Raw genomic sequence first — 21968 nt, forward strand, 5'->3', positions numbered from 1 at the left:
TGGTTAACAGAACTTTAAGACCCTAATGACCAGAATATTCCCAAGGCCAATTTCCCATCCTATTTCTTTCTCATAAATACTGTTACCGGAACTCCACTAAAATCAAAATGCTCCCTAAGCTTATTCTCCAAAAAGCGCTTATAGGGCTCCCTTACATATTGCGGTAGATTACAAAAGAAGGCAAACTGCGGATATGGCGTGGGCAGTTGGGTACAGAATTTTATCTTAACGTATTTATCCTTATAGGCCGGTGGAGGATAATTTTCAATTATGGGCAGCATAATATCGTTGAGCTTCCTAGTTACCACCTTTCTAGACCTATTTTCATAGACTTGGACTGCCGTTTCAATAGCTTTATAGATACGTTGTTTTGTTAAGACCGAAACAAAAAGAATAGGCACATCGGTAAAGGGAGCAATAGCCTCCTTTATCTTTTGTGTGTATTGTTTAATGCTATTGGTTTCCTTTTCCGTTACCAAATCCCATTTATTTACCAATATTACGATGCCTTTATTGTTTCGTTGTGCCAGCCAAAAAATATTTTCTACCTGACCGTCAAAACCACGGGTAGCATCCAACATTAATATACAAACATCCGAATGCTCTATGGCCCTAACAGATCGCATAACGGAATAAAACTCCAAGTCTTCCCGCACTTTGGACTTACGACGGATACCGGCAGTATCTACCAAATTAAATTCGAATCCAAATCTGTTGTATTTGGTATCTATACTATCCCTAGTGGTACCTGCCACATCGGTAACAATATATCGCTCCTCCCCAATAAGGGCATTTATAAAAGAAGACTTACCTGCATTGGGTCTCCCCACGACGGCAAAACGCGGCAAATTATCTTCTTCCTTTTCTTTTTCCGGCAATACTTTTACCAAATCATCGAGTAAATCGCCGGTACCGCTACCATTAATACTGGCTATGGTATAATAGTTACCAAGGCCCAAGGAATAAAATTCCACCGCATCTTCAGCCCTTTTGTTATTATCCACTTTATTGACTACCAGGAATATGGGCTTATCTACCCTGCGCAATAGCTTGGCAACATCCTCGTCCATACCAGTGACTCCAGATTCCACGTCTACCATAAAGATTATGGCATCGGCCTCCTCTATGGCCAGCTCTACCTGTCGGTCTATTTCTTTCTCAAATACATCATCACTCCCCAACACATACCCTCCGGTATCTATTACGGAAAACTCCACTCCGTTCCAATCACTCTTCCCGTAATGACGGTCGCGGGTAACACCGCTCACGGCATCTACAATGGCCTCTCTTCTTTGGATAAGTCGATTAAAAAATGTTGATTTTCCAACATTAGGTCTTCCCACTATGGCTACAATAGCACTCATACTTTTAATTTGATGCAAAAGTACTATTTATATCCGAAGAAAAAGCAGTATCTTTTATCCTTATTATCAGCAGCATAGTTTGAAAGCCCTACCAAATGACATTGTTTTACGGCCCAGGTTCCAAATAAGGGCAGAGGGCCCCGCAGAATCCCTGTTGGTATTGTTTAAAAATGCTGACGCCCCTCCTTTTATTGTTAAGATTTCCGACCATCACATTTTTATAAAATTCAACCCATCAACATCCCACTTTTGGTCCCCTCAATTACAACTGGAAATCGTGGACAATGAAGGCAGTAACAGCAGCACTATCTACGGTTTATTTGGCCCCAATCCTACCCTATGGACTTTTTTTATGTTTGTCCATTTTATGGTAGCCACCCTTTTTATCATTTTTGGGGTTTGGGCCTATTCCAACAGTGCCTTGGACAAGCCAATTGGCCTACAAATTGGTTTAATGGTTTTTATGGTCCTAACTTGGATTGCCCTATACATCTTTGGAAGATTGGGCAAAAAAAAGGGCAAACCCCAAATGCACCAATTGCATGAGTTTATGATGCAATATGTCAGGGTTGATAACCAGATATAGGTAGGAAGCTACTGAAATAGAAAGCAGCTTAACTTCATGTGGATTTTTAATGTGTCTCGGTAGTACTTAAAACCACACCTAATTCCTATTTCCACCTTTCATTTCTTTTGCTTGCCCAAAGAAACTTACATAGGAGGTTCATGAATGTCTTATGATAAAACAGACAGGCAATTAATAAAGAAAACAAAGATAAAGGTGCCTTATCCGAGGATTTTTTTTCCACAACTAGGTGAAAAAACCATATCCAAAACTCCACCTCGCTTGGTGCCTTCGCTTCTGTTTTGGAGTTTAGGAATACTATTCTCCAGATAAGGTTTATAGCTGCGCTGACACCAAACGTTATAAAACACCATTTTAATCTATTGCCATAAGATTTTACTCATTGACCGAAACTTTCAACCAAAGGCTGGAGACAATAAGAATTAAAAACTAACATTTGCGCATTATTTAGGTTTCTATATACCTTACTGCAGACAAATACCCTAATGAAGTAAAGAAAGGCTCCTTCCTCTATTAAGGGAATAAGGATTCTCCGGCAAACGACGGAGGAGACGGAAGTGGGCAACTGCTGATAGCTGGCAGCAAGGCTAGATGCTAGAAATAATAAAAATCCCTGAGCATAAAAGATGCCCAGAGATTAATTTCAGTAAATATTTTTATATACTATTTTATTTCGTAGATCGCCACGGTATTGGAAACCTCATTGGTAATAATCAATAAATGTTCTCCAGTTGGACTATCCGTTTTTGAAATAGCCAATAAGCCTTCCGGGGCAACATCCACCTCATCAAACAACCAAGTTACATATTCCGGACTGTTTGGATTGCTAATGTCGTACACCAAAACTCCTCCGCTACGTTCCAAACCAACGAACAACAAGGTGGCATTACCCACTTTTAAGGTAACAACAGACTCGGGCTCCGCCCCTTTATCATCACTACGGCCGTCGGCCTCCCCTTCATCGGCATTAAAATAAGCAGGATTCACCTCCAAGGTCTTTTTTCCAATCCCATCGGCACTATCATAAATCAAATCACCTGAGGTAGACCAAATGGAAAAAGACCTTCCTCCGTAAGCATATATTTCATCAAAATCACCATCGCCGTCTGTATCTCCATTGGCGGTGGTAATTTTTAACCTTCCTAAATTTTCATCCATCTGCAAATCGGCGGCATTTGGAAATACTGATGGGTCCAGGATTACATCCTTAACCCTTTCCTCTTCGGAATATCCGTCGTAATCCCTGGAATCGCCCTCATTTGCCGAGATGATATAAGCCGTACCGTTAAGCTCTGTATAAGCAATGGCATCTGGCATATACAAACCAGAAACTGGCCAATTCTGAAAGTTACCTGCCATATCGTCCCTATCACTGGCATCTATCTTATTACTAGGCTGAGAGTAATCTTTTACCCCAAGACCAAACACACTGCTTATGGTCATTGACTTTAAATCTACCACGGCCATCCCGTTATTTTCCTGTAAGGAAACATAGGCATACTTACTATCCTCTGAAACCGCAATATACTCGGGTTCCACATCTTGGGCAAAATTTGCATTTGGTCCAAATACCCTAAAACCATTTCCCACAGAGGCTTCAGTAAATGCGGTAAAATACAGGGTGTTAATTTCGTTTCCATCTACCTCAATTACAGAAACCGACCCCTCTGGGTCTACAGTATAATCATCATTGGGCTCCCCCTCATTGGCAGAAACAATATACTTGCCATTTGGGCTAAAGGTAACCATATCGGGCAAAGCCCCAACATTATAGGTATTGATCAATGTCTGTGTTGCGGTATCGTAGGTTTGAACGCTACCATCCATTTGCTTATTGGTATTTTCAACGGCAACTGCCAATACCCCATCATGAACATCCACACTGTTGGGTGTCCCGGTCAAAGGTATAGGACTTAATGTAAGTGGAGTGCCCGGTACTGATATGTCCCAAACAGAGACTTCATCTTCCACGGGATTTACAATAAATAATTTCTTACTTTCTGGATCATAAGCGCTAATCTCGGCAAAACCTTCCTCCCCGGTCCCATTGGAGAAACCGCCTATTTTTGAAAAAGTTAATTGTGAGACATCCACATATTCATCGTCGCCCGCATGGCCAACATGATCTTTAATACAAGAGGTGAACAACATTCCAACTACTACTAATGCTAAGAGTGATTTTTTCATTTTCTATGGTTGTTTATTTAATAAACCAAAGATGAAAACCACTTATAAGCTAAGCGTAAATAAAAGAATAACTAATTGTTAAAAGAAACCAATCCGTTTAATACTTCAATGGTCAGCCACACAACAGTCCTATGACACAAATAACAGATTGCCGCACCATGACGCCAAAGTCCAAAGCAGACGCTCCCAAGGATGGAAAAGCAGAAGCACGACTCCTAGCCAAATAAACGGCAGGGCCGGGATAGTAGTCCCAAGTTATAGAGTAAACAGATTATCCTTTTACAAGTTGATAAAATTCTCTTGGTCCTGAAAAAGACCAAGGCTACCCCTGGTTGTACCCAAAGCGTTTTAGCTGATTGGGATCACTTCTCCAGTTTTTGTTGACTTTCACATAAAGCTCCAAGTGCACCTGTTTATCGAAGAATTTTTCCAGATCTTTACGGGCTTCCACCCCTACTCTTTTTAAGGCGCTTCCTTTATGGCCAATAATGATCCCCTTTTGGGAGTCGCGTTCCACCATAATAACAGATCGCATGCGGATAATTTCCTCATCCTCAAAAAATTCTTCCGTGGAGATTTCTACGGAATACGGAATTTCTTTTTTGTAGAATTGTAATATTTTCTCCCTGATGGTTTCATTTACAAAAAAGCGTTCCGGCTTATCGGTCAATTGATCTTTGGGATAATAGGGAGGGGCTTCGGGAAGCAACTCCAAAATACGCAAAAACACTTCCTTTACGTTAAAGTTCTGAAGGGCCGATATAGGATGGATCTCGGCCTTAGGCAACATTTCCTGCCAATACTGTACCTGTTCTTCCAATATGCCCTGTTCGGAAACATCAATCTTGTTCAATAAAAGCAACACTGGAATATCGCTGTTTTTGATCTTTTCAAAAAAACGTTCGTCCTTTAATGCCTTTTCCCCTATTTCTACCATATAGACCAGCACATCAGCGTCTTCAAAAGCCGATTTCACAAAATCCATCATAGAGGATTGCAATTCATAGGCAGGCTTAATAATCCCGGGGGTATCTGATAGTACCACCTGAAAATCCTCTCCGTTGACGATCCCCAAAATACGGTGACGGGTAGTCTGTGCCTTGGAAGTAATTATGGATAATTTTTCTCCAACAAAGGCATTCATCAATGTGGACTTCCCTACATTGGGATTTCCTATAATATTTACAAAACCAGCTTTATGCGCCATCTTCCCTATTTAACTTTTACAATTGCAAAGGTAAAGGAATACTTTCACCTAAATCAGCATTAGCCCTAAAATTACGTAAAGGAGCAGTGTAAGCAGGCCTCCGATCATGGCATAGGGCAATTGGGTGTTAATATGGTCTATATGGTCACTGGCCGAAGCCATAGAGGATATAATTGAAGTATCCGAAATAGGAGAACAATGATCACCAAAAATTCCACCCCCAAGGGTAGCCGCCACTACCAAGGCCAAGGGCGCACTGTGGATTTCTGCCATGGGAATGGCTATGGCCATCATAATGGCAAAAGTACCCCAGGAAGTTCCGGTAGAAAATGCAATAAACGAACTAATAATGAATATAATAGCCGGTAAAAATGCGGGCGACAACCATTCTTTGGACCAATTGGCCACAAATTGCCCTGTTCCCAACTCATTACAGGCATCTCCAATAGCAAAGGCCAGTAGCATTAACAGGGCCAAAGGCATTAATTCACTAATCCCTTTTAAAGTAAGATCTATCATTTCCTTAGTCTTCATAATTTTTTGGGACCTATACAGAACCATGGCAACCAAAATTGCCGTAAGCACCGAATATAACACTGATGAAGAGCCCGATCCCTCCCCTATTGCCTTAAAGATATGATCTCCAAAAGAGGTGGCACCCTCTACCGCATCCCAGCCAGTATAGGCCAAATTGATGGGCATCATGAATACCATGGTTGCCAGGGGCACTATCATATTATAAGCTTTGGCCTGGATTCCTGCTTTGGGCTCAAAGGAAGTTACCTCACTGGACAGCATAGGCTTGGCCGTATCATTCAGCAATTTCCCAGTTTCCCTAGTGCGCTTTTCGGCCTTGGCCATGGGACCAATATCCTTTTTACCAATGATTACCCCAAAACCAATTAGTATGGCCAGTATGGGGTAAAAATTATAAGCCATTGAAGAAATCATAGTGCCAAAAGGGTTGTCTATACCCTGTGTAAGTAATAGCCCCATAATAAAAGCACCCCAAGCGTTAAAGGGAATTAGGATAGAAGAGGGCGCCGAACTGGAATCGGCGATATAGGCCAGCTTTTCCCTGGGAATTTTTAATTTATCAAAAACTGGCCGATATAGGGTTCCCACTGTAAGTGAACTGATACTGGTTTCCACAAAAAGCAAAATCCCGGTAAGCATGGCCATAAGTTGCACCACTACCCTGCTATACCCACTTTGTTTTTTTTCAAAATAAAGGATCACCTTGTTGATCTGATTAATAAAACCCTCTACCCCTTTGGAGTATTGAATAAAAAGCAGCAAAGCCCCTACCAGTGCACTGAACATTATGGTTCTGGTATTGCCCGGGGACTTAAAAACGTTTACCAAGCCTTCTATGGCAGCCAAGGTACCGGTGAGAAAATTAAAATCGTTGATGATCACCCAAGAGAACCAAATACCAAAAAGAAGGGCTATATATACTTGTTTGGTCCTGAGGGCCAATACTATGGCAATAACAGGGGGCAAAATGGAGAGAAAACCGTAATTATCCATATCTGATAGGAAGCATTAAATTTAGACTGTGGTATATTAAAAATTTACAAAATAGGAAGATTTTAGACAAGGTAGCCTACTGGGACGCATTTTTTAATACAACTCATCGTTATGGTATTCCTGTTTGAGGTAATATTCGCTCGCCAAGTTTAACTTTCCAAATAAATAGTCGGGGTGTTCCGCAAGAATCCACTTATTGATCTCGCACATCTAAGTTTCGTTCAGTTGGCCGTACAGTACGGATAAATAGTTTTTCAACTACGGATTATTGGGATAGCGCTCTATAGCGTCCAGCAATTTTTGCATAAACACTATAATTGGTTATGATCCTTTTACTCCAAAGCCAATGCAGGCATCGCTTTTTCGTAAAATAAAAAAACCAGCTATTTCTAGCTGGTTTTCTTTGTAGCGGGAACTGGACTCGAACCAGTGACCTTCGGGTTATGAGTTTTTGATACTATAATATCAATTTAACTTAAAAACGCTATAAATCAATGTTTTATATATGATTTAATATATTTTGACAGCAAATAACATCAAACAAAACCAACAAATGTTGTACCTATGTTGTACCTAAAATGATTATCTTTATAATCCAAAAGTAATTATTATGGCAACAGTAAGAGTGGTTTTAAGAAAAAAGAAAAATAAAGCCGGAAGGTTTCCTATTGCTATTCGCATAACTAAAGACCGTAAAAGTTCTTACTTAAATACAGGTCAATATATAGATGAAAAATTTTGGGACGAGAAAAACCGCAATGTTAGGAAATCGCACCCTAATTCAAAGATGCTGAATAATTTTATTTCAACCAAGGTTGCAGAAGCCAACGATAAGGTTTTGAAATCTGAAATGAATCCAGAGTATCAAACCGTATCGGATATTAAAACGAAAATTATTGCTACAAAGGGACTTGATTTTTTTGCCGTAGCTGAAATGCACCTTCAAAACTTAAAAAACAGAAATAAACATCATCAGTATGACACTGAACTTGGGCGAATAAAAAAGTTCAAGGAATTTCTTGATAAAGATATTCTTCCGTTCAACAAACTGAATTCAACAGTTCTTAAAAAGTTTGAAACTTTCCTGCTTCACAAGAAAAAACTTGCGCCCAGAACAGTCGTGAATTATTTAATCCTTATTAGAACGATATTCAATCTTGCAATTTCTGAATCAATTGCAGATAGAGGATTATATCCATTTGGAAAGGGTAAAATGACAATCAAAATCCCAGAGGCTCAAAAAATAGGATTTAGCGCTGATGAAATACAAAAGTTAGAGAATGCAGAGGGTTTAACTGAAGCCCAACAGAAAGCCGTTCACATATGGCTTGTCAGTTTTTACTTTGCTGGAATACGCGTTGGCGATGTTTTAAAATTAAAGTGGTCAGATTTTAATGATGGGCGCCTACTCTACCGAATGAACAAAAACAGTAAACTGGTTTCACTCAAAATTCCTGATAAAGCCATCGAGATTTTCAATCATTACAAGGAAAACTCAAATTATAATGGCCTCGTGTTTCCTCAACTGAAAGGTGTAAATCTAAATAACACCGAGGAAGTATCAAAAAGAACCCAATCCATTACCCGCAATTTGAACAGACGATTAAAAATTGCAGCAAAAAGCCTCGGAATACAGAAAAATATAAGTATGCATATTGCTCGGCATAGCTTTGGAAATATTTCTGGTGACAAAATCCCGATACAGATGTTGCAAAAATTATATCGCCACTCTTCTGTAACTACAACGATAAGATACCAAGCAAACTTTATCCACAAAGATGCCGATGATGCGTTGGACAGTGTAGTAAACTTTTAAGCAGAATGTTTACCAGCTGTGAACATCTTCCATAATAATTTTAACATTTTAGAATTTCATTCTTCTACCTTTATAAGCTAAAATTTTTGCTTATGGTTTTAAAGGTCAAATGGGTAGATTTCAAAAGTCAAATCGATAAATATATAATTGAGGGCGAAGATCTGGTTGAAAAATATAAATCTTCAAGAACTGAAGAAGAATTTGCCGAGTTAAAAGCTTCAAAGCAGTCTTGGGAAAATGATGTGATAGAATTTGTAAAAAAATCCTTCGAACCAGAACACCTTAATTTCGCTTATGAATTCAAAGCCCAGAGAGGCTATAATCTGGGAATGAAGTTAGGCATTGACCAAAAAATTAAAAATGTCATCCAAGCTCTAAAAGATGAAATCAATGGCCTCGAATATTACCTGAAAATACTCTTCATTTCTGATGTTATAATTCGTGCTGATGAAATTGACTTGGAAGAGCGACAAAACCTTGATACAGAAGGCAAGCTCGACCTTATTCTATCCAAACTTTACGACCTGTATGATGATAGAAAATACCATTCCATTAAATGGATTCTTGAAGGTAATGGCGTGAACTTAAATAATCACGGTGAAGATTGGGATTATGCCAAAATGCTTGAAAACAGAAATCTTATTGATACCATTACCACAAAGGATACTGGTGCCAGGCTTACATTAGAAGGAAAATATGCTATAGAGCAGGCAAGAAAAGCCCAAGTAACAGACTATTCAAAAATTAGTAGTTCTGAAGAAGAGCTGAAAGCACTTATAGAAAGTGTTCTAAAAGAAGTCAAGAAATTGGGAATTGGCCAACAAATCATCTTTGATGAATTTGATGAGCTAAGGGATGATATTCCGAAGCTGAGTAAAAAATCTTTCGGTCAACTATTAAAATCTAAGTTGTATGATTTGGTAACTGCCAAAGCCTTAGATAAAGCATTAGCCAGCGAAATATTCAAAGAATTTACAAATCAGGTATTGCCATTTTAATCTATGAAGTTATTTGCAAGATTCAGGAACAAACTCAAAAAACTATTTCAGAAAAATAAACAACCTGAATATGAGGTAACGCAATTTGTGTTTTCGGACAGACAGCGTATTGATGATAAATCGACTATTTCCTTTTTCTTAAACAATCCTAAGCCAGATGTTAGCGTAACACGAACTTTTGAGAGCGAAGATGCGACCGTTAATTGGCTTATGGACAATAACGATTTTCGAAAAATGCTATTTGAAAACTTATTTCCCGCATCCAATTCTGTAAAATACCATTGCGGTATTAAAGAGCCCGTCACAGTTCCTAATAAAATGCCTGGCGATATTGACATTCTTCTTTTTGAAGATGGGAAACCAGAAAATACCATTGGTATAGAATGTAAAATTGTAAAGTCAGAATCTTCAGAGAATAAACCACCAAAAATAAATAAGGTAAACAGCGTACAGAAAAAAGGGACTCAACAAGCTAATGGATATGGTGAAATTGGTTTTAGTAGGGTCTATCTTATGGTTATACTACTGGACGATGGGCGCCATTATAAAAACCCGAATGTAATGTTTAGAAGTACACCGACTGAATGGTTGGATGAACTTTATGGATTTGATTGGGACAGCCGGTTAGATAGTGATATAGGTATCATCTATACACACGTAAATCAATTTACTTCAAACCATATTAATCAGACCAAGGGCTTAGGACTACGTGTTGAACGTAAAGCTGTAACTAAACAACAAGATGAAGGTCTAACCGAAAAAATACAAAGCCTTACTTGACACGCGAGGGTACTTGCAGAATATGCGGCAAATTTGGCAAACTAACGTTCGAGCACGTTCCGCCTCAGAGTGCATTCAACACTAACCCCGTATTTTTTCAGAAATCAGTACATCTTCACGATAAGAAAAGTCCCTTGTATGGAAAGCGAATTCGCAGTAATCAAGGCGCTGGCGGCTATTATCTTTGCAAATCCTGCAACAACTTAACAGGCAGTTACTACGGCGAAAGCTATAAGAAGTTTGCATATATGGGAATGATGGCGCTGACAAATCGAATTTGGGCATCTAAGGTTATAACTTTTGAATACGCCATTCAACCTCTCAACATCCTAAAGCAAGCATTGTCAATGTTTATGTCGATTGATACAAGTGACCAACTTCTAAATTTAGAAGGGCTATCAAAATTTCTATTGGATAAAGATTCCCAGGCATTACCAGAAAAAATAAGAGTTTTTGTATATCATACTGCTACAAAACAAGTCAGAAATGGTTGGGGAATGGCAAGAACGGAAAAAGGATTTCACACTCTTGGTGAGATTACCTATCCGCCATTTGGTTTGGTTTATGCTTTAGATTCTGAACCTACCCGTGATGATTTTTTTGAAATTACGGATTTTAAAAATTATGTTTTCAATCAAACTGTTCAGGCGAGATTGACCATACCTTTTTTGACGCCTAAAACATATATACCAGGTGTTTATATATAATTCTGTTCAAATTCATAATCGCAAAAATTGACTACTTTGTACGTGATTAAAACATAACCGATAATAGATGTCAATACCAATAGTACTCGATAAATCAACATTTCAAGGACTCAACTATGAAGATATAATTGAACTTCACAAATATTATATCGTGAATGTTACACCCTTGTTGGTTTCAGAGATTTTGGGCAATCTTGCGAAAGAGGAAGAAGATGATAGAAAACTACCTAAAGACCAAGTTACGGACTTAGCTAAAAAAATGTTTCCGTACAATGCTTATGTAAATATGAATTACAAAGTACTGGTCGAAAAATCTCTAACTGGCGAATTTACAACTGCTGATAACAGACCGTTTTTAGAAGCTAAAAAATCAATAAATACACCTACCAAAAAGGGGATGACTTTTGAGGAAACGGAAGAAGAACTTTCTATAAAACGATGGAAAAAAGGCGAGTTTGACACAATGGATGAAATCATAGCTGATGTATGGCGCACCGAATCCAAAGATGAAAGTGTAGTAAAAACATTCAAAACCAAATTCGACCATCTCAAAGACATTAAAATAAAAGGCCATAAAGCTTCTAATGAAGAAAAGTTTCTTAATCTGAAAGAACGACTGCGCGAACGCCTTTATGTTGAAATTGAACCAATAGACACATTAAACCTCGTAATGGATTATTTTGAGATAAATCCAGATTTGCGCACTACGATTGAATCCAGATGGAAAAATGAATCACATCCGGATTTAAAAAGTATGGCAGACTATGCAATGTATTGTTACGAAATAGTCTGCTTATATTTTATAGGAATCAATAATTCTTTGTTTGGTGAGCGATTGACAAATCTTTTGGATTTAGAATACTTGTTTTATGCACCGTTTGCGAGAGTATTTAGTACTCACGACAAATTTTTAAGAAGGTTGTTTTTTGCTGTTGAGCCAAAAGACGTCTTTTTTATCACGTTACCAAATCTAAAAGAGGATTTCAAAAAGTTTAAAGCGTTGAATAAAGATGGTGAGGTATTTGATGAGCCACCCGTTAAAGACTCAGAAACGTATCGAATTTGGGATAGTGTATTTGATATGAGACTTACGCGAAGACTTAAACCTTCAGCCGACGAACTAAAAAGAAAAGAAGCCGAGTTAGAAGAAATACTAAATATTGCCAAAACTGGTAAAGAAGGAAAATTTGAAGGGGAAGCAGATTTTGTGGTCAAAGAAATGTTTATGTCGCCAGATGACCCTTGTCCTTGTAAAAGTGGTAAAGCTTTCAAAGATTGTCACTTAGCTGAAACTAAAAAATAAGATGAAATAGTTGAGTATAATACTTTGCAACACAGTTGCAGCAAAATTCTGTTATCTTTGTAACGTGAAATTTTTAGCAATCATATTATCCTTTTACTTCTTGGCACTTAATACTGTGCCTTGCAGCGACTCGGCGAATAATGAAAGTGATTCCCAAGTTGTTACGGTAATCGACTTTGATGGCGAACACGACCAAGATTGCGAGTTATGCTCGCCTTTCTGCCAATGTCATTGCTGCCACGTTCACACCATAAATTTTGGGCTTGTTGCTTTTGAACCGTTACAGCCTGCAATTCCACACGAATTTTTTGCCCATTTTGATAATCTCGGCAAAGATATTCCCCTTTCCCTTTTACAACCCCCACAGGTATAATTCAGTTTTCATAGGATAGCTATATCCTGTTTTGACGTGTCTTTATTTAGCATTTGTCAATATAGTGCGTTGCATTTCTGCATTGCGCTCACAGAGAATTTAAACTGAATTAACACCCTTATCTATGATTAATAAAATCATTGATTTTTCAATCAATAACAAATTTATTATTGGTCTGCTCACGCTTGCATTAATTGGTGCTGGCATTTACAGTATGACCCAAGTTCCTATTGATGCCGTGCCAGATATTACCAATAATCAGGTACAGGTCATTACACAATCGCCCAATTTGGGAACAGAGGATATTGAGCAATTTGTAACCTATCCTGTCGAGGTGGCAATGAGCAACCTGCCCAATGTCAAGGAAATACGTTCGGTTTCCCGCTTCGGACTTTCCGTTGTAACGATTGTCTTCGACGACAATGTAGGAACCTATTTGCCCAGACAGCTTGTTGCAGAAAAACTGACAGAAGTACAGGAACAAATCCCGATGGGTTTTGGCAAGCCGGCAATGGGTCCTATTTCAACGGGATTGGGCGAAATCTACCAATATACCCTTGAAGTCGATGATGAGCACCAAGGCGAATATTCTGCAACGGAACTGAGAACGATTCAGGACTGGATAGTCCGCAGACAAATGGCAATGGTTACCGGCGTTGTGGAAGTCAATGCTTTTGGCGGAAATAAAAAACAATACGAAGTAGCCGTTGACCCTGACGAACTTCGCGCCATCGGAATTACAATATCTGAAGTGTTTTCGGCTTTGGAAAACAATAATCAGAATACGGGCGGTGCCTATATCGAGCGAAACCATCAAGCTAATTTTATCCGTGGCGAAGGACTTGCCAGAACCGTTTCGGATATCGAAAATATGGTCGTAAAAACGGTCAATGGTATTCCCATTAAAATAAAGGATGTAGGGAATGTGAGTATAGGAAGTGCCGTGCGCTATGGTGCGCTGACCAAAGATGGTAAGGGTGAAGCCGTAGGCGGAATGATTTTAATGCTCAAAGGCGCAAATTCAAACGAAGTCATCGAAAACGTAACCCAACGGATGGAACAAATACAGCAATCCCTTCCAGGTGGGGTAACTATAAAACCTTTCCTCGACCGAAGCGAATTAATTGCCGAAACTACGGGAACAGTGACCGGAAACCTTTTGGAAGGTGGCCTCATAGTAATCTTTGTTTTGGTTTTGCTCTTAGGGAATTGGCGTGGTGGTCTTATCGTTGCATCCACTATTCCCCTATCGCTATTGTTTGCGTTCATACTTATGAACGTCTTTGACGTGTGGGCAAACCTGATGAGTTTGGGGGCGATTGACTTCGGAATCATCGTGGACGGTGCGGTCATTATTGTGGAAAGCACTGTATTCCTGATGTACTCTTATGTAGTCAAAAAGAAAGCTGTGAGTTCTGAAACACGAGATGAAATCGCAGCGAAGTCATCTAAAAAGATGATGAATGCCGCTTTCTTTGGCCAGCTTATCATTCTAATTGTTTTCCTGCCAATTTTAGCTTTGGAAGGTGTCGAAGGTAAGATGTTTCAGCCTATGGCATTGACCTTCATCTTTGCTATGATTGGCGCAATGTTGCTGTGCTTGACTTATGTTCCAATGATTTCGGCATTATTCCTTAGACCACCAAAATCAGAAAAAAAGTCTTACGGCGATAATTTTGTCTATTGGATTGAAAGAAAATACGAACCGCTGTTGACCAAATCGCTCACTAAAGGGAAGATGGTTATAGGTATCGCTATTGCTCTTTTTGCAGTTGCCATATTTGCCTTTACCAGAATGGGCGGCGAGTTTATCCCACAGTTGGATGAAGGCGATATTGCCTTTCACGCTATTCTGAAACCGGGTAGTTCTCTTACTGAAACCATTGAGACCACGACAAAAATCGAGCGTATTGTAAAGGCAGAATTTCCAGAAGTAGAAACTATCATCAGCCGTATCGGTGTGGCCGATGTGCCTACCGACCCTATGCCAATGGATATTGCAGATGTTTTCGTCATTTTAAAACCAAGTGATGAATGGACATCTGCCGAGAGCAAAGATGAATTGGTGGAAAAAATGAAGGAAGCCATAAGCATAGTTCCCGGTGTCAATTATGAATTTACCCAACCCATAGAAATGCGTTTTAATGAATTGCTTACAGGTGTACGTGAAGATGTTGCTATCAAACTGTTTGGGGAAGATTTAGATGTTCTGGCAAGCAAAGCGGAAGAAATGGGTAAAATTATTGCGACCGTTCCAGGTGTTGCCGATATGAAAGTAGAGGCTACAGACGGTCTGCCACAAATTACCATCGACTACAACCGCAATAAACTGGCACAATACGGTCTGGAAATCAACCAACTCAATAGTGTGGTACAGGCTGCTTTCGCAGGTGGTAAGGCAGGTGTGATTTTCGAAGGTGAAAAGCGATTTGACTTGGTAGTAAGACTGCAAAAAGAAAATAGGGAAAGCATTGCCGATATCCAAAACCTATTTATCAATTTGCCCAATGGTTCACAAATTCCGCTAAGGGAAATTGCGAATGTGAGCTACGAACCCGGCCCGATGCAAATAAGCCGGGACAATACAAACAGACGAACGTATGTAGGTATCAATATTCGTGACCGTGATGTTAAATCGGTAGTCGAAGAAATTCAGGATAAATTGGAAACCCAATTTGAGCTACCCGCAGGCTATTACATTCGTTATGGTGGTGCTTTTGAAAACCTTGAACGTGCCAGCAATAAGTTACAGACCGTTGTCCCAATTGCTTTATTGCTCATTTTCATTCTGATTTATTTCGCCCTAAAATCCTTTCCCCAAACCTTGATGATTTATCTGGCCATCCCGATGGCGACCATTGGCGGTGTGTTTGCCCTGTGGCTAAGGGATATGCCGTTTAGCATTTCCGCAGGGGTAGGTTTTATCGTGCTCTTTGGTGTGGCGGTACTGAATGGATTGGTAATGATTAGCGGTCTAAATGAATTGAAGGAAGAAGGTGTGACCAATTTAAAAGACCGCATAGTGGAAGGCACAAAACGAAGGATCCGCCCTATTATGCTTACTGCCTTAACCGATATTCTTGGTTTCCTGCCTATGGCCATTTCAGCATCCGCAGGGGCTGAAGTGCAACGACCCTTGGCAACCGTGGTCATTGGTGGATTGCTAACTTCAACGCTCTTAACACTTTTTATCCTTCCTATTTTTTATCAGTGGGTCGAGAAACGTTCGGAACGTAAGATGAGATTCAATCCAAAATTTGTTACGGCAACTGCGGTAATCTGCTCGCTGTTCTCATCCTCTTTCGTTGAGGCACAACAGGTGCAGCAGAATAATCCCCTGCCGGTAATATCATTGGAAAAAGCGGTAGCAATTTCTAAGGAAAACTATCCGCTCTTGAAAACGAAACAGTTGGAAATTCAAAGGCAAACTGCTCTTAAAGGCACAGCTTACGATTTTGGAAACACCCAAGTGTTTACGGGTGGCGAGGAAATATCGGATGGTCAGGGTATTTATACATTGGTTGGTTTAGGGCAACAGAATATCAACTTATTCGGCATAGGTGCGAAAAAGCGACTGCAAAAGCAACGTATCGCTTTGGCCGAAACCGCTCTTGACCTTTCTGAACTTCAAGTAGAACAGGAAGTTAAAAAGGCGTGGTCGCAAGCTTATCAGCAACGGCAGAAATTTGAACTGTACAGAGAGCTGGATTCTATCTATTCACAATTTGAAAAAGCCATTGCGCTCAATTATGAGGTGGAAGCCATTTCACGATTGGAATATTCATCAGCGACCAATCAAGCTTTGCAAATCAGCAATAAATTGCAACAGGCTGAAAGCGATTATTACATTGCCCTACAAAAACTCAACTTATGGCTGGTCTCGGACATTTTCTATACTGTTCCCAAATCGCTTGACGAAAGTGAAGTTGCCGTATTGGGCATACCCGCAACAGTAGAAAATCATCCCGAACTGAAGCTTTCGCAAAAGCAAATTGATGAAGCTGAGGCAAATTATGATGCAGCCCGTTCTGACTTGCTTCCTAAGTTTAATCTTCAGGGCGGACTTCAAAGAGTGAACGGCAATAGCGGGTTTTACAGCTATCAAGCTGGTATTTCCATTCCTTTATTTTCTGGAACGGAACGTAGCCAAGCGAAGGCCGCTAAAATCGATAGCGAAATCGCAAGGACTAATGCTGATTATACACAACGCCAATTGCAATCTGAATATCAGCAGGCGGTACAATCCTATCAAAAATGGGAAGCATCCTGGCAATTTTATAGGGATAAAGCCTTGCCGCTTGCTGAAGAGCAACGCAAAGGTGCGCTGCTTGCCTACAAGGAAGGCGCGGTGGACTATGCAGCGTTCACGCAAATCATACGGGATGCCATAAATACCGAAATGGATGCGCTGGACGCGCTCGACAATTATCTAAAATCAGTTTTCGAACTACAATATTTCAAACAATAATGAAAAATCTATCTAAATATACAAACATAGGATTATTGACGATACTCTTAGCGTTGACCTCTTGTGGTGATTCTAAATCAGAATCAGCTGAAAATAATGAGGGAAATCCTGTAACGGAAGAAGCCCACACAGAAGGCGATGCTGAAGAAGTGATGCTTACTGCAAAACAGTTTGATGCATTACAAATGGAAATCGACACCTTACAAATGCGAAATATGAGCGGGTATGTGGAAGCGAATGGCCAGTTGGAAGTCCCACCACAAAACGAAGCAACCATCACAACGGTTGTAGGTGCAAACGTAGTTTCTATAGAAGTTATAGAAGGTGATAAGGTCAATAAAGGGCAAACAGTCGCTTACCTCTCGCATCCCAACATTATCCAAAAACAGACCGACTACCTGAACGCGTATAGCAACAGTCAATTTTTAAAGAAGGAATTTGAACGACAAAAAACCCTCTACGATGCAGGTGTAGGAAGCGGTGCTAATTTTCAAAAGGCAGAAGCCGAATACCAAGCATCCCGAAGTATGGCAAATGGTCTTGAAGCCCAACTGCAACAGCTAAATGTTAGTGCATCGGGCGTAAGAAACGGAACGATTTACCAGCGTGTTGCACTGCGAAGTCCCATAGAAGGATTTGTACAAAAGGTAGAGGTCAAAACAGGGCAGTATGTAGAACCGCAGACAGACCTAATGGAAATCGTGGACACACATCACGTTCACGCAGATTTGATGGTCTTTGAAAAGGATGTCTATAAGGTTAAAGAAGGTCAGAAAGTGACGTTCAATGTTCAATCCATTCCAGGGAAGGAACTTACTGCTGAAATCTATTCCGTAGGAAAGACTTTTGAGCAGAACCCGAAAGCAATACACGTGCACGCAGAAATTGAGAACAAGGAAGGCAACCTGATACCCGGAATGTACATCCAAGGGCGCATACAAACGGACAACAATAAGACGTTGGCGATACCCGAAAGTGCCATAGCCGCTGATGGTAACCGATTTTTTGTGTTTTTAGTTGAAAAGGAAGGTGATGACTGGTCTTTTACACCTAATGAAGTAACAAAAGGGGCTCAAGATGGTGAATGGATTCCCATTGATTTTCTAACAGAACAAAAATCGAATGTGAAGTATGCTTTTAACAATGCTTACTATTTAATGGCAGAAATGAAAAAAGGCGAAGCGGAACATAGCCACTAATCGTATGGAAAACGAGAGAAAACAAAATTTAAAGGAAGCACGCACACTTCAAATCTGGAATGTCATCTATGATGTCATCGAAGTGGTTGTATCGCTTATCGCAGGATTTACAGCAAACAGCTCGGCTTTGATAGGTTGGGGTCTTGATAGCACCATCGAGGTGATAAGTGCCGGAACATTGGGCTGGCGGTTGCACGGCGAAATCAAAGGCATTGATGAAAGGCGTGTAGAGAAAAGAAAAATGATAACGCTCTACGTCATTGCGATATCCTTTGCGCTTATCTGTGCCTTCATATCCTATGATTCCATATCAAAACTGATTAGTCAAGAAACGGCTTCCTGGTCCACGATTGGCATTGTGATACTTATGGTATCATTGGTTGTAAATCCCATTTTGATTTACTACAAAAGGAACTATGGAAATAAACTGGATAGTCCCGCGCTGTTAGCGGATGCCAAGGACACTTTTATCTGCCTGTACCAAACCGTGGTAGTCCTATTGGGTCTGCTGCTCGTGAAATGGTTGGGCTGGTGGTGGGCCGACCCTGTTGCGGCATTATTAATTGTCCCCTATGCGGCAAAAGAAGGCTGGGAAGCCTTTACCAAAGCAAAAAACATTAAAAAGAATCTTGATAAATAATGAAAGAAATAGAAAAAACATTGGAAAACAAAAGTGTGCGTCCTACGGCTATGCGCATTTTGATTTATAAGTATATGGCCGAGAAAGAAATTGCTGTTGCATTAACAGACATTGAGAACGCTTTCGCGAAAGCGGACAGAACTACGCTCTATCGAACCTTAAAAACTTTTGAAGAAAAAGGAATCGTGCACCAAATAGACGATGGCACTAATATTTCAAAATATGCGCTTTGTGAACCTGGGTGCAATTGTGAAATCGAACAAGATTTACACCTGCATTTTCATTGCAACAACTGCGATGAAACCGTATGTCTTACAGAACATAAGATACCGCAGGTTAATCTACCAGATGGATATGTGGCTGAGGATGCTAACTTGGTTATAAAAGGTATTTGCGAAAAGTGTAGCGGGCAATAAATGCACTTCCGTTGCACGGTTTAAACCTGTACTTTGAACGCTGAAAAATAAGAACTTATGATACAGTTTATAGATACGAATAAAGAGAGCCTGATTGCCGCAAAGCTTTCGGGTAAATTGAACGAAGAAAATTTAAAGACCATTCACAAACAAATCCATCGAATCATCGACAAGGGTCACAAAGTGGACTTCTATTTTGAAATGGAAGATTTTGAAGGCTATACTATTGAAGGGTTTTGGGAAGACATCAAGACTGATGTAGCCCATATCAAGGATTACGGGAAAATAGCATTCGTGGGAAATGAAAAATGGCAGGAATGGGCAGCAAAGGCAACCGACTTCTTCACAAGCTCGGAAGTAAAATACTTCGATTTAAAAGATAAAGAACAATCAAAAATTTGGATCTCAAAATAGATGAAAAAGAAAAAAGTAAATTTACGCGACATAGACCCTAAAGAACATAAGGGCGAGCACAGCCACGATGACGGACACAATCACAGCAGTCCGGAAGAATTGTCCAACTTCAGAACTTATTTGCCTGCCATTTTCAGCTTTGTGATGCTGATCGCTGGTATTGCCATTGATTATTTTGATGCCTTTCCCTTCTTTAAAGGTTGGATTCGCATAGTCTGGTATACTGTGGCTTATATTCCGGTGGGATTTCCTGTCATACGGGAAGGTTGGAACAGCATCTTAAAAGGCGACTTCTTCACGGAATTTTTCTTGATGTCCATTGCCACTTTGGGGGCATTTGCCATAGGCGAATATCCCGAAGGTGTGGCCGTAATGCTCTTTTATGCTGTGGGCGAGCTGTTTCAAAACGCAGCTGTAAATCGAGCCAAAAGAAACATTAAAGCACTACTCGACGTGCGCCCTAACGAAGCATTGGTCTATCGTGATGATGATTTTGTCTCTGTCAATCCTGAAACCGTCGAGATTGGCGAGAAAATTCAGGTACGCGTGGGCGAAAAAGTACCACTCGATGGTATTTTACTATCAGATAAAGGGTCGTTTAATACCGCAGCGTTAACGGGCGAAAGCAAGCCCGATACGATTGCAAAAGGCGAAAAGGTTTTTGCGGGAAGCATCAATCTCGATGGTGTCATCGAAGTTGAAACCACCAAAGAATTTAAGGACAGTTCCATTGCCCGTATTCTGGATATGGTGCAAAATGCTACTGCCCGCAAATCAAAGACTGAATTGTTTATCAGAAAGTTTGCAAGGATTTACACACCTATCGTTGTATTTCTGGCTATTGGTCTGACTTTTCTTCCTTATTTCTTTATTGATGATTACGTGTTTCGTGATTGGTTGTACAGAGCATTAATTTTCTTAGTTATTTCCTGTCCCTGTGCATTGGTTATTTCCATTCCTTTGGGCTATTTCGGTGGTCTGGGTGCAGCATCACGTAACGGTATTTTATTCAAGGGCGCATCCTTTTTGGATGCGATGACCAAAGTAAATACCGTGGTAATGGACAAAACGGGAACTGTTACCAAAGGGGTCTTTAAGATTAAGGAAGTGGTCAATAATTCCGCTTTCGCGGAAGCAGAATTTATGCAATACCTAATGGCAATGGAAGAGCAATCCACCCATCCCATTGCAAAAGCAATACTGGAATATAAAGCTGACGGTGCCGACTTGGAAGCAACCGAAGTTTCCGAAGTCGCTGGAAAGGGCTTAAAAGGAACTGTCAACGGAAAAACCGTTTTGGTCGGTAACAAAGCACTAATGACTTCGAACAGTATCGAAGTTCCCTCTGAAACCGATAGCATTGTAGAATCCATAGTAATGGTTGCCATTGAAGGAAAGTTTGCAGGTTATGTAACCATTGCCGATGAACTGAAAGAAGATGCCCACCAAGCTATTAAGCAAATAAGGGAAGCTGGAATTTCAAAAATCATAATGCTTTCGGGCGATAAAGATTCCATTACGCAACAGGTTTCCAAAGAATTAAATATTGATTGGGCAAAAGGTGGCCTACTACCGGAAGATAAGCTGAACGAGGTAGAAGAACTCAAAAAACAACCTGAAACGAAAGTAGCCTTTATAGGCGATGGTATAAATGATGCGCCTGTGTTGGCAGCAAGTGGTGTAGGTATCGCAATGGGTGGCTTGGGTAGTGATGTTGCCATTGAGACGGCGGATGTTATCATCCAAACCGACCAACCAAGTAAAATTGCCAGGGCAATTAAAATTGGGCGTTCTACCCGAAAAATTGTTTGGCAAAATATTGGCTTGGCATTTGGGGTGAAAGTAATTGTGCTTATTCTTGGTGCAGGTGGTCTTGCCACAATGTGGGAAGCGGTGTTTGCCGATGTGGGTGTGGCGTTGCTTGCTATTTTAAATGCGGTTCGGTTGCAACGGATGAAATGGCAATCATAATGTTTCAAA

The 21968-nt window shown here is 40.2% G+C and carries 17 protein-coding genes; 13 read left to right on the plus strand and 4 right to left on the minus strand.

Features of this window, described 5'->3' with window-relative positions; all coding sequences use genetic code 11:
• Positions 1-59: 59 nt before the first annotated feature.
• A complete protein-coding gene (der, locus tag EHW67_RS03355; RefSeq protein ID WP_126160951.1) occupies positions 60-1364 on the minus strand; it encodes a ribosome biogenesis GTPase Der in 1305 nt (434 codons plus the stop codon).
• A gap of 79 nt (positions 1365-1443) precedes the next feature.
• On the opposite strand from der, the gene EHW67_RS03360 reads away from it, so the two are divergent.
• Positions 1444-1950, plus strand: coding sequence for a GTP-binding protein (locus tag EHW67_RS03360; protein ID WP_126160952.1), 507 nt, complete (start codon positions 1444-1446; stop codon positions 1948-1950).
• A gap of 663 nt (positions 1951-2613) precedes the next feature.
• Here the strand turns inward: EHW67_RS03360 and EHW67_RS03365 are convergent.
• The 3 genes from EHW67_RS03365 to EHW67_RS03375 all read right to left on the minus strand — a co-directional run bounded on the left by EHW67_RS03365 (position 2614) and on the right by EHW67_RS03375 (position 6874).
• Positions 2614-4137, minus strand: a complete 1524-nt coding sequence (locus EHW67_RS03365) for a choice-of-anchor I family protein (RefSeq protein ID WP_126160953.1) — start codon at positions 4135-4137, stop codon at positions 2614-2616.
• Positions 4138-4459: 322 nt separating this feature from the next.
• Entirely contained in the window at positions 4460-5344 is an 885-nt protein-coding gene (gene era / locus EHW67_RS03370; RefSeq protein ID WP_126160954.1) for a GTPase Era, read from the minus strand.
• A 48-nt stretch (positions 5345-5392) separates the two neighbouring features.
• Entirely contained in the window at positions 5393-6874 is a 1482-nt protein-coding gene (locus EHW67_RS03375) for a Na+/H+ antiporter NhaC family protein (RefSeq protein WP_126160955.1), read from the minus strand.
• A gap of 610 nt (positions 6875-7484) precedes the next feature.
• Here EHW67_RS03375 and EHW67_RS03380 point away from each other — a divergent pair.
• The 12 genes from EHW67_RS03380 (at position 7485) to EHW67_RS03435 (ending at position 21959) form a co-directional block, all read left to right on the plus strand.
• Positions 7485-8690, plus strand: coding sequence for a site-specific integrase (locus EHW67_RS03380; protein WP_126160956.1), 1206 nt, complete (start codon positions 7485-7487; stop codon positions 8688-8690).
• A 92-nt stretch (positions 8691-8782) separates the two neighbouring features.
• Positions 8783-9688 carry a hypothetical protein gene (locus EHW67_RS03385; RefSeq protein ID WP_126160957.1) on the plus strand — a complete coding sequence of 302 codons (906 nt, stop codon included), beginning with the start codon at positions 8783-8785 and terminating at the stop codon, positions 9686-9688.
• A gap of 3 nt (positions 9689-9691) precedes the next feature.
• Positions 9692-10468 (plus strand): hypothetical protein, encoded by a 777-nt coding sequence (locus EHW67_RS03390; RefSeq protein WP_126160958.1) that lies wholly within the window; start codon positions 9692-9694, stop codon positions 10466-10468.
• A gap of 134 nt (positions 10469-10602) precedes the next feature.
• Entirely contained in the window at positions 10603-11175 is a 573-nt protein-coding gene (locus tag EHW67_RS03395) for a hypothetical protein (protein ID WP_238389834.1), read from the plus strand.
• A gap of 67 nt (positions 11176-11242) precedes the next feature.
• Positions 11243-12478 carry an SEC-C metal-binding domain-containing protein gene (locus EHW67_RS03400; RefSeq protein ID WP_126160960.1) on the plus strand — a complete coding sequence of 412 codons (1236 nt, stop codon included), beginning with the start codon at positions 11243-11245 and terminating at the stop codon, positions 12476-12478.
• A 64-nt stretch (positions 12479-12542) separates the two neighbouring features.
• The gene (locus EHW67_RS20880) at positions 12543-12851 is read left to right on the plus strand and encodes a DUF6660 family protein (protein WP_126160961.1); all 309 of its coding nucleotides are present in this window, start codon (positions 12543-12545) and stop codon (positions 12849-12851) included.
• A 124-nt stretch (positions 12852-12975) separates the two neighbouring features.
• A complete protein-coding gene (locus EHW67_RS03410) occupies positions 12976-17319 on the plus strand; it encodes a CusA/CzcA family heavy metal efflux RND transporter (protein ID WP_126160962.1) in 4344 nt (1447 codons plus the stop codon).
• Complete coding sequence (locus EHW67_RS03415; RefSeq protein ID WP_126160963.1) at positions 17319-18518, plus strand: efflux RND transporter periplasmic adaptor subunit; 1200 nt, start codon at positions 17319-17321, stop codon at positions 18516-18518. The genes EHW67_RS03410 and EHW67_RS03415 overlap by 1 nt, the downstream gene beginning before the upstream one ends.
• Before the next feature lie 4 nt (positions 18519-18522).
• The gene (locus EHW67_RS03420) at positions 18523-19158 is read left to right on the plus strand and encodes a cation diffusion facilitator family transporter (RefSeq protein WP_126160964.1); all 636 of its coding nucleotides are present in this window, start codon (positions 18523-18525) and stop codon (positions 19156-19158) included.
• The gene (locus EHW67_RS03425; RefSeq protein WP_126160965.1) at positions 19158-19574 is read left to right on the plus strand and encodes a Fur family transcriptional regulator; all 417 of its coding nucleotides are present in this window, start codon (positions 19158-19160) and stop codon (positions 19572-19574) included. Before EHW67_RS03420 ends, EHW67_RS03425 begins: the two co-directional genes overlap by 1 nt.
• 57 nt (positions 19575-19631) lie before the next feature.
• Positions 19632-19988, plus strand: coding sequence for a SpoIIAA family protein (locus tag EHW67_RS03430; protein WP_126160966.1), 357 nt, complete (start codon positions 19632-19634; stop codon positions 19986-19988).
• Positions 19989-21959 carry a heavy metal translocating P-type ATPase gene (locus tag EHW67_RS03435; protein WP_126160967.1) on the plus strand — a complete coding sequence of 657 codons (1971 nt, stop codon included), beginning with the start codon at positions 19989-19991 and terminating at the stop codon, positions 21957-21959. It begins immediately after the preceding gene.
• Positions 21960-21968 lie beyond the last annotated feature (9 nt).

Origin of the sequence: Arenibacter aquaticus, from assembly GCF_003957295.1 — a bacterium.
In the GTDB taxonomy this organism is placed as follows: Bacteria; Bacteroidota; Bacteroidia; order Flavobacteriales; family Flavobacteriaceae; genus Arenibacter; species Arenibacter aquaticus.

What these genes read in the sequence shown, in the direction of transcription:
- der (WP_126160951.1), bottom strand. Translation starts at nt 1,364, where the DNA reads ATGAGTGCTATTGTAGCCATAGTGGGAAGACCTAATGTTGGAAAATCA.
- EHW67_RS03365 (WP_126160953.1), bottom strand. Translation starts at nt 4,137, where the DNA reads ATGAAAAAATCACTCTTAGCATTAGTAGTAGTTGGAATGTTGTTCACC.
- era (WP_126160954.1), bottom strand. Translation starts at nt 5,344, where the DNA reads ATGGCGCATAAAGCTGGTTTTGTAAATATTATAGGAAATCCCAATGTA.
- EHW67_RS03375 (WP_126160955.1), bottom strand. Translation starts at nt 6,874, where the DNA reads ATGGATAATTACGGTTTTCTCTCCATTTTGCCCCCTGTTATTGCCATA.
- EHW67_RS03380 (WP_126160956.1), top strand. Translation starts at nt 7,485, where the DNA reads ATGGCAACAGTAAGAGTGGTTTTAAGAAAAAAGAAAAATAAAGCCGGA.
- EHW67_RS03385 (WP_126160957.1), top strand. Translation starts at nt 8,783, where the DNA reads ATGGTTTTAAAGGTCAAATGGGTAGATTTCAAAAGTCAAATCGATAAA.
- EHW67_RS03390 (WP_126160958.1), top strand. Translation starts at nt 9,692, where the DNA reads ATGAAGTTATTTGCAAGATTCAGGAACAAACTCAAAAAACTATTTCAG.
- EHW67_RS03400 (WP_126160960.1), top strand. Translation starts at nt 11,243, where the DNA reads ATGTCAATACCAATAGTACTCGATAAATCAACATTTCAAGGACTCAAC.
- EHW67_RS03410 (WP_126160962.1), top strand. Translation starts at nt 12,976, where the DNA reads ATGATTAATAAAATCATTGATTTTTCAATCAATAACAAATTTATTATT.
- EHW67_RS03415 (WP_126160963.1), top strand. Translation starts at nt 17,319, where the DNA reads ATGAAAAATCTATCTAAATATACAAACATAGGATTATTGACGATACTC.
- EHW67_RS03420 (WP_126160964.1), top strand. Translation starts at nt 18,523, where the DNA reads ATGGAAAACGAGAGAAAACAAAATTTAAAGGAAGCACGCACACTTCAA.
- EHW67_RS03425 (WP_126160965.1), top strand. Translation starts at nt 19,158, where the DNA reads ATGAAAGAAATAGAAAAAACATTGGAAAACAAAAGTGTGCGTCCTACG.
- EHW67_RS03430 (WP_126160966.1), top strand. Translation starts at nt 19,632, where the DNA reads ATGATACAGTTTATAGATACGAATAAAGAGAGCCTGATTGCCGCAAAG.
- EHW67_RS03435 (WP_126160967.1), top strand. Translation starts at nt 19,989, where the DNA reads ATGAAAAAGAAAAAAGTAAATTTACGCGACATAGACCCTAAAGAACAT.